At 68.9% G+C, this 7,127-nt stretch carries 8 protein-coding genes; 5 read left to right on the top strand and 3 right to left on the bottom strand.

Features of this window, described 5'->3' with window-relative positions; genetic code table 11:
- Positions 1-41 precede the first annotated feature (41 nt).
- The 4 genes from SD626R_RS09090 (at position 42) to SD626R_RS09105 (ending at position 2,808) form a co-directional block, all read left to right on the top strand.
- Positions 42-530, top strand: coding sequence for an Lrp/AsnC family transcriptional regulator (locus SD626R_RS09090; RefSeq protein ID WP_092565880.1), 489 nt, complete (start codon positions 42-44; stop codon positions 528-530).
- On the top strand, positions 527-1,666 hold the full coding sequence (locus tag SD626R_RS09095) for a pyridoxal phosphate-dependent aminotransferase (protein ID WP_092565882.1): 1,140 nt from the start codon (positions 527-529) through the stop codon (positions 1,664-1,666). The genes SD626R_RS09090 and SD626R_RS09095 overlap by 4 nt, the downstream gene beginning before the upstream one ends.
- Before the next feature lie 55 nt (positions 1,667-1,721).
- Complete coding sequence (locus tag SD626R_RS09100; protein ID WP_092565884.1) at positions 1,722-2,039, top strand: putative antibiotic biosynthesis monooxygenase; 318 nt, start codon at positions 1,722-1,724, stop codon at positions 2,037-2,039.
- A 64-nt stretch (positions 2,040-2,103) separates the two neighbouring features.
- Positions 2,104-2,808, top strand: a complete 705-nt coding sequence (locus SD626R_RS09105) for a sensor histidine kinase (protein ID WP_092565886.1) — start codon at positions 2,104-2,106, stop codon at positions 2,806-2,808.
- Between the two features lie 7 nt (positions 2,809-2,815).
- Here the strand turns inward: SD626R_RS09105 and msrB are convergent, their stop codons facing one another.
- Positions 2,816-3,235: a peptide-methionine (R)-S-oxide reductase MsrB gene (gene msrB / locus SD626R_RS09110; protein WP_092565888.1), complete on the bottom strand. Its 420-nt coding sequence runs from the start codon at positions 3,233-3,235 to the stop codon at positions 2,816-2,818.
- Positions 3,236-3,358: 123 nt separating this feature from the next.
- Here msrB and SD626R_RS09115 point away from each other — a divergent pair, with 123 nt between their 5' ends.
- Positions 3,359-3,595, top strand: coding sequence for a CDGSH iron-sulfur domain-containing protein (locus tag SD626R_RS09115; RefSeq protein ID WP_092565890.1), 237 nt, complete (start codon positions 3,359-3,361; stop codon positions 3,593-3,595).
- 7 nt (positions 3,596-3,602) lie between these two features.
- Here SD626R_RS09115 and SD626R_RS09120 read toward each other — a convergent pair whose 3' ends face one another.
- Positions 3,603-4,688, bottom strand: coding sequence for a DNA topoisomerase IV subunit A (locus SD626R_RS09120; RefSeq protein WP_092565892.1), 1,086 nt, complete (start codon positions 4,686-4,688; stop codon positions 3,603-3,605).
- On the bottom strand, positions 4,689-7,127 hold a 2,439-nt coding region (locus tag SD626R_RS09125), incomplete at its 5' end, for a DNA topoisomerase VI subunit B (RefSeq protein WP_092565894.1).

Below are 7,127 nucleotides of genomic sequence, written 5' to 3' on the forward strand. Positions count from 1 at the left end.
CGCGTCGCTACTCATAAACCGCCCCCGTGCGATCGTTCGGTATGGACGCCGAGCGCGAGGTACTCGACGTGTTGGCGCGGAACGCCCGCGAGGACATCGACGACATCGCGGCCCAGACGGGCCTCGACGCGGCAGCGGTAGCGGACGCGATCGACGCGCTGGAGGCGGACAACGTGGTCCACGGCTACCAGGCGGTCGTCGACTGGGACCGCGTCGACGAGGGGAAGATCCGGGCGGTCGTCGAGATCAACGTCGAGCTCGACCGCGAGACCGGCTACGAGGAGGTCGCCGACCGGATAGCGAAGTTCCCGGCCGTCGACGCCCTCCACCTCGTCTCCGGCGACTACGACTTCGCCGTCGAGGTGCTCGGCGAGACGATGCAGGACGTCTCGCGGTTCATCTCCGAGCAGGTCGCGCCCATGCCGGAGGTCACCCAGACGGTGACTCACTACATCATGGAGACGTACAAGGACGGCGGGGTGCGGTTCGAGGACGGCGACGACGACGACCGCCTCTCCGTCTCGCCATGAGGCTCTCGGACCGCGCGCGCGACCTCCCCGAGTCGGGGATCAGAGAGTTCTTCGAGCTCGCGGAGGCGCGCGACGACGTGATCTCGCTCGGCGTCGGCGAACCCGACTTCTCCGCGCCGTGGGCGGCCCGTACCGCCGCGATCGACTCGCTCGAACGCGGGAAGACCTCCTACACGGCGAACCGCGGGATGGCCGCGCTCCGCGAGCGGGTGGCGGCCCACCACGAGCGCTACGACCAGTCGTACGACCCGGCCGAGGAGGTGCTCGTCACCACCGGTGCGAGCGAGGCGGTGGACCTCGCGTTCCGCGCGCTGGTCGACCCCGGCGACACGGTCGCCGTCCACGAGCCGACGTACATCTCCTACGGCCCCGGGATCGAGCTCGCTGGCGGCGAGCGGCTCACGGTCCCCACGCGGGCCGCGGACGACTTCGCGCTCACGCGGGAGGCGCTGGAGGCGTCCGGCGCGGCCGACGCGGACCTCCTCGTCTGCTGTTACCCGAACAACCCGACGGGCGCGACGATGAGCGACGAGGAGTACGCCGAGGTCGCCGCCTTCTGCCGCGAGAACGACCTCCGGGTGGTCGCCGACGAGATATACGCCGCGCTCACTTACGGCGTCGACCACGCCTCGATCGCCACGCAGCCGGGGATGCGCGAGCGCACGGTCGTCGTCAACGGCTTCTCGAAGGCGTACGCGATGACCGGCCTCCGGCTCGGCTACGCCCTCGGACCGACCGAGGCGATCGACGCGATGAACCGGATCCACCAGTACACGATGCTGTCGGCGCCGACGACGCCGCAGTACGCGGCTTGCGAGGCGCTCGACCGCTGCGACGACGAGGTCGCGGAGATGGTCGACGAGTACAACCGCCGGCGGCGGCTGGTCGTCTCGCGGTTCAACGAGATGGGCCTCGACACGTTCGAGCCCGGCGGCGCGTTCTACGCGTTCCCCGACTGCGGCGGCGACGACGAGGCGTTCGCCGAGGAGCTGCTGGAGTCGCAGGGCGTCGCGGTCGTCCCCGGGTCCGTCTTCGGCGCGGGCGGCGAGGGGCACCTCCGGGTTTCGTACGCGACCTCCATGCGCGAGCTGAAGGAGGCGACCGACCGGATCGCGACGTTCGTCGAGAACCGCTGACGCGGCCGCCACGGTTGCGTGGTCGGCCGCCGATCGACCGTCAGACGCGAACGCGATGATCGACAGGATCTGGCACGGGTGGACGACGCCGGCGGACGCCGACGAGTACGAGCGACTCCTCCGGGAGGAGATCCTCCCGTCGTTCGCCGACGAGGGGATCGACGGCTACCGCGGCGCCCGGGTGCTCCGTCGCTCCGACGGCGAGGAGGTCGAGTTCGTCACCATCCTCCGGTTCGACTCCGTAGAGTCGGTGACGGAGTTCGCGGGCGAGGAGTACCGCGACGCGCACGTTCCCCCCGCGGCTCGCGACGTTCTCGAGCGGTACGACGACCGCGCGCGACACTACGAAGTGCGCGAGGAACTGGAGTACTGAGCCGTCGGTCCGCGCGCCGCCGGCGACCGGCATCTAAAAACCGCGGGCGGGCGTACGCGCCGTCATGAGCGAGGCCGACGTCGACCCGGAAGAGCGGCTCAAGCGACAGCGTGACGACCTCCGGCTGCTGAATCAGGTGATGCGCCACGACATCCGCAACGACCTCCAGCTCGTCGGCGCGTACGCCGAACTGCTCGACGACCACGTCGACGAGGAGGGGAAGGAGTACCTCGACGTCATCAAGCGGAACACACAGAGCGCGGTCTCGCTCACCACGACGGTTCGCGACCTCGCGGAGGTGATGCTCCGGGACGACGCCGAGCCGAGTCGCGTCTCGCTTAATCGGGTCCTCTCCCAGCAGATCGAGGAGGTCCGGTCGGGGTACTCGGAGGCCGTCTTCACCGTCGAGGGGTCGTTCCCCGAGGAGCCGGTCGTCGCGGACGAGATGCTGAGCTCGGTGTTCCGGAACCTCCTGCGGAACGCGGTCCAGCACAACGACGAGACGCCGCCGAAGGTGACGGTGTCGGCGCGGGTCGACGAGGGCGACGGCGCCGTCGAGGTGCGCGTCGCCGACAACGGGCCGGGGATCCCCGAGGACCAGCGCGACGAGATATTCGGGAAGGGCGAGAAGGGACTCGACAGCCCGGGCGCCGGCATCGGGCTGTACCTGGTCCGCTCGCTCGTCGAGATCTACGGCGGCGACGTCTGGATCGAGGACAACGAGCCGAAGGGCTCGGTCTTCGTCGTCAGACTGCGGCTGGCGGAGTAGCGAGCGCTCACTCCTCGTCGTACTCCATCGCGACCGAGTTGATGCAGAACCGCTTGCCGGTCGGCTCGGGCCCGTCGTCGAACACGTGCCCCAGGTGGGAGTCGCAGTTCGCGCACCGGACCTCGGTGCGGCGCATCCCGTGGCTGGTGTCGACCGTCGTCGTCACGTTCTCCTCCTCGGCGGCGTAGAAGGCGGGCCAGCCGCAGCCGGACTCGTACTTCGTCTCGGCGTCGAAGAGGACGGTGCCGCAGGCCCGACAGCGGTACTCCCCGTCGTCGGGGTGGTGGTCGACGTACTCGCCGGAGAACTTCGCCTCCGTACCGCTCTCGCGGAGCACGCGGTACTCCTCCTCGGAGAGCCGCTCGCGCCACTCCTCGTCGGTCAGTTCTCGGGGGTCGACCGCGTCGCGCTCGTCGGTCTCGCTCATACACCGTGTAGGGGACCCACGCTCAAGGGGGTTCCGGCGGGGACGGAGGCCAGCGGCCGCGGCGTCGCTCGCGACGTCCGGAGCCGGCAAAAGCCGTATTCGGCTCGGCACCGGTTGACGCGTATGGCACGCGAAGTCACTCATGAGGAGCGAGGTCCGGCGATACTCGACGAGTCCGATATGGGCGACGACGGCAAGATCTACGTCTGTCGGTGCGGCCTGTCGGACTCGAAGCCGCTCTGTGACGGTTCACACAACGCGACCGCCGACGAGGCGGACGGCGTCGTTTACAAGTACGCGAACGACGAGGCCGACGGCGAGCGTCGCGCGGTCGACGAAATCGCGGACGAAGACGAGTAACGGGGCCTCAGATAACGCCCATCTCCCCGAGCCGCTCGGGGAGGTAGGTGTCGGTGACGAAGTCGAGCCCGCGGCTCGCGAGCGACTGCTGTTCGGACTTCTTCCCGATGTCGAGCTGGAGCTCGATCTGTTCCTCCCAGTAGTCCGTCTGGAAGCGCGGGTCGTCCAGCTCGGATTCGAGGGCGTTCACGTCCGAGTCCGAGAGCGGGTCGGCCGGGAGGTCGTACTCGACGATGTCCTCGGGCTGGATCCCGACGAACTGGGCCTCCGGCGTCGCGAGGTACTTCGAGAGGTGCGCGGACTTGATCGAGCCGTACGCCACGGAGCCGTAGATCCGGTAGGACCACGGGTCGCCGTCGGCGAAGACGGCGATGGGAACGTCGAGCTCGTCGTGGACGCGCTTCGTGATCCGGCGAGTCGCCCGGGCGGGCTGGCCCTTCAGGTGGATGACGAGGCAGTCGTACGCCTCGTCGAACCCGTTCTCGACGAGCCGGTCGCGCATCCCGCCGGTCTCGACCGCCAAGGCGAAGTCGATGTCGTCGTCGAGGAACTCGATCATGTCCGGATTGTTCGGGATCTGATAGCCGCCCTCGCCGACGTCCTCCTGACAGTGGATCTCGCGCTCGCCGCGGCGGGTCTGCTCGCGGATCTCCAGCGGCCCCATCAGCGTCGCGCCCGACTCCTCCGGGCGCATGTGGAAGTCCTCGCGGGTGACGCCCGTGACGATCTCCAAGTCCTCGACGAGGTCGTTCGACTCGTCCTGTGACTTGAACTGCGCCTCGTCGTTGTCCCACGACTCGGAGAGGTAGTAGAGCTCCCGCAGCGTCGACGACCGGTCCTCGTCGAGCTGGTTCGCGAGGAACTCGATCGTGTACGCCGCCTTCAGCAGCTTGCGCGCGCCCCGGACCGAGTTGGCGCTACGCGTCGACGTGCGGTCGCCGTAGGTCCAGACGCCGCTCTCCGTGTCGTACTCGATATTGCTCTTCGTCCGCGTGGGAAGCGTCATCTCCGGGATCGACCCCGCGGCGAACTGGTCGTAGAAGTCCGCGGCCAGGTCGATCAGCTCGTCTCGTGCGTCGCTTTCGGTCGTCATTTAGGCGTTCACCGTGAGTTTCTCCGTCTCCACGCCGCCGACGCTGACCTCGAACTCGGCGCCCTCGTCGACCGCGTACGTCAGTTCCCGCTCGTCGCCCGAGGGCACCTCGGGCTTCCACTGGACGAACCACTCGCCGTCCATGTCGACGACCGTCCCGTCCGAGGGGTCGGTCGGCTCCGTCGAGACGATGTCGGTGATATCCAACCGCTCGTTCACGTCCGAGTGATTCTCGACGATCAGCGTCACCGTCCCGTCCGACACCTCGCGCTCGACGCTGACGTTGTTCATGATCCGCGCCAAGGCCCCGTCGATGTCGGGGCGCGACCGGCCGGTCACCTCCGAGACCTTGTCGGCCATCTCCGGGAGGATCCGCCCGAGCACGTCCTGCTTCTCGCGGCGCTGCTGCATCGAGCGCCGCTTGTTGAGGTACGACTTCAGCTCCCGCGCGGCCTCCCGCACCGCGAGCTCGATCTCGTCTTCGATCGCGGGGACGTTCGCGAGCGCGTCCTTCGACTCGCTGGTGAACGGGACGTTCGTGGAGGCGACGTGGATGCTAATGACGGCCGGCCCGTTCGGCAGGCCCGAGCCGCCGGGTTGATCCAGCCCGTAGTTGCGCCAGCCGATGTTCTTGATCACGTCCGTCGTCGCGCAGGCGCCGCGCTGGTACACCAAGGGAACGCGGTTCGCGAACCGGAGCAGCTCCACGGAGCCCTCCGCCGGGATCGACCCGCCGTAGGCGATGCCGGCCTCGACGATGAACGGGTCGCCGCCGTGGACCTCGGCGTCGCGGGTCGCCGCCGCGTAGAAGTCGGCGTCGTACTCCTTGCGGAGCCCGGCCTCGACCAGCTCGGCCGTGATCGGCGCGAGGCAGTCGGTCGGCGGCGCGAGGATGTCGGTGGTCCGCATCGCGTCGAGCAGGTCGGCCGACGCGTCGCGGTCGCCGGCGATCGACCGCACTTTCGGCGGGTCGTCGGGCACGGTGCGCGCCCGCGACCAGAACGCCTCGACGACGTTCTCGCGGGCGGTCTCGCCGAACGTCGCGTCGTGCTGCTCGGCGACGAAGTTCGCCGCGTCGGCGACGAGCCGCTCCAAGCCGTCGCGGGTGATCCGGAAGGCGTCGCCGTCGAGGTTCCGGAGTCGGAACACGAGCGCCTCGGCCATCGCCTGCACCGCGGCGTCGTCCTTCCGCGTCGAGGTCGCCTCGTCGACGAGCGCGTAGACGTCGGCGTCGAGGGGGTCGTCTCGCCCGTCGCTCTCGCCGTCGCCGTCCGATTCGACGTCGACGTCGCCGTCTTCGCCGACTCCGGTGATCGCCCGCCACGCCGCGTCGACCGCGTTCTCCCGGACGGTCCCGCCGAACGTCTTGCCGGTGTCGTCCTCGACGCCGTCTGCGACGTTTCCGACGATCGTCGCGAGTTCGGACCGGGAGATCCGGTCGTTGCCCGCGACCGTCTCCGCGACGCCCTCGGCGAAGTCGGCGGTCGCAGCCTTCCCCTTGTTGGCGACCGCCTCGCTCACCGCGGCCGCGACGTCGCGGTCGGCGTGCGCGCGCGGCGGCGTCCACGAGAGCTCGCGGCCGTAGTACACGTCCCGGAAGTTGTCGATCACGCTGTCGGCGGTCTTCTTGCCGACCCGCGTGAACTCCTCTTGGAGGAACCCGGAGACGGAGTACGACTCGGTCGCCTCCAGCATCTTGATCAGCGCGCCGAGCTCGACGCCGTGCGGGTGCGGGCGGATCTCCTTCGTCTCCGCCGGCAGCTCGTCGGTCGCGCGCTCGAACTTCATCGGCTCGTCGAGCCCCGGCTCGCGCAGCTCGATGCGGGCGTGGGGGTTGACGACGGCGGTGTGTTTCACGTAGTCGTGGAGCTGGCCGCGGGCGCGCATGTTCGCCTCCATCTCCAGCTCGATCCGCGTGCCGTGGGGACGGTCCCACGTCGCCTCCTCGTCCGCCTTGATCTCCGGCTCGTTGGTGTCGGTGTCGATGATGAGCTCGAAGTACTGCGCCCGCGACTGGCCCTTCGGCCGAGACGTTATTTTTGCGGGCTGGCCCGAGGTCAGCTGAGAGTACAGTACAGCGGCTGAGATGCCGATTCCCTGCTGGCCGCGAGACTGCTCCCTGGCGTGAAAACGACTACCGTACAGGAGCTTCCCGAACACCTTCGGGAGCTGTTCTTTCGTGATACCGGGCCCGTTGTCCTCGATGACGACCCGGTAGTAGTCGCCCACCTCCTCGATCTCGATGTAGATGTCGGGGAGGTACCCGGCCTCCTCGGTCGCGTCGAGGGCGTTGTCGACCGCCTCCTTGACGGCGGTGACGAGCCCGCGGGCGCCCGAGTCGAACCCGAGCATGTGCTTGTTCTTCTCGAAGAACTCGGCGATGGAGATCTCGCGCTGGCCCTCGGCCAGCTCCTCCGCGATCCCCTCCTCGTCGCCGAT

The sequence above is a fragment of the Halorubrum sp. SD626R genome (assembly GCF_001261915.1).
In the GTDB taxonomy this organism is placed as follows: domain Archaea; phylum Halobacteriota; class Halobacteria; order Halobacteriales; family Haloferacaceae; genus Halorubrum.

Bases quoted from the DNA above. Each gene is read 5' to 3' on its own strand.
- SD626R_RS09090 (WP_092565880.1), top strand. From the start codon at position 42: ATGGACGCCGAGCGCGAGGTACTCGACGTGTTGGCGCGGAACGCCCGC.
- SD626R_RS09095 (WP_092565882.1), top strand. From the start codon at position 527: ATGAGGCTCTCGGACCGCGCGCGCGACCTCCCCGAGTCGGGGATCAGA.
- SD626R_RS09100 (WP_092565884.1), top strand. From the start codon at position 1,722: ATGATCGACAGGATCTGGCACGGGTGGACGACGCCGGCGGACGCCGAC.
- SD626R_RS09105 (WP_092565886.1), top strand. From the start codon at position 2,104: ATGAGCGAGGCCGACGTCGACCCGGAAGAGCGGCTCAAGCGACAGCGT.
- msrB (WP_092565888.1), bottom strand. From the start codon at position 3,235: ATGAGCGAGACCGACGAGCGCGACGCGGTCGACCCCCGAGAACTGACC.
- SD626R_RS09115 (WP_092565890.1), top strand. From the start codon at position 3,359: ATGGCACGCGAAGTCACTCATGAGGAGCGAGGTCCGGCGATACTCGAC.
- SD626R_RS09120 (WP_092565892.1), bottom strand. From the start codon at position 4,688: ATGACGACCGAAAGCGACGCACGAGACGAGCTGATCGACCTGGCCGCG.